At 52.4% G+C, this 571-nt stretch carries 1 pseudogene; it reads right to left on the reverse strand.

Annotated features, from left to right (window positions below):
* Positions 1-413: pseudogene (locus tag HMPREF9446_RS11670) on the reverse strand (OmpA family protein); the annotation flags it as partial.
* Positions 414-571 lie beyond the last annotated feature (158 nt).

Below are 571 nucleotides of genomic sequence, written 5' to 3' on the forward strand. Positions count from 1 at the left end.
GTAGGATGCGGGACGGTAACCCGTACCGTCACCCAATCCCCCTTGTCGGCATGGCTGTGCGTGACAAAGCATTCCTCTGTCAGTCCCTGATGCAGGATCAGTTCCGACTTCACACGGTTGGCACGTGTCCGTGCGACGGCCTTGTTCTCCGCCTTGCCGGGCATCGAATTGCAGTAGGCGTCCACGAATATGGGCGTCTGCCCGCCTGTTATGGCTCCCTTGTAGCGGGCCACCAGAGCAGACAGGCGTTCCAGTTCGGCAAGGTTGTCCCTGTACGGGATGAAAAACATGTCTTTCCGGGGCACAAACCGGAACTCGTACACGCTGTCGGTTTGCAACGCCTCCCGGTCCTGTGCCGCAAGGGGCACGGTGAGGAGTGCGAAAAGCGGCAATAGCAACAATCTTTTCAACATTTTCTGTATGGTTTTAATAAATTCGTGCCCGTGATTACGGGGACGGATAAAAAGTGATATAATAAGGAATAATATCCTGGAAATAAAAAAGGGAAGGGGTTGATTTTCAGCGAAATATTTAGTATGCAGACGTCTGCATTGTGTGTGTGTGTGTGTGT

Origin of the sequence: Bacteroides fluxus YIT 12057 (assembly GCF_000195635.1) — a bacterium.
GTDB lineage: Bacteria > Bacteroidota > Bacteroidia > Bacteroidales > Bacteroidaceae > Bacteroides > Bacteroides fluxus.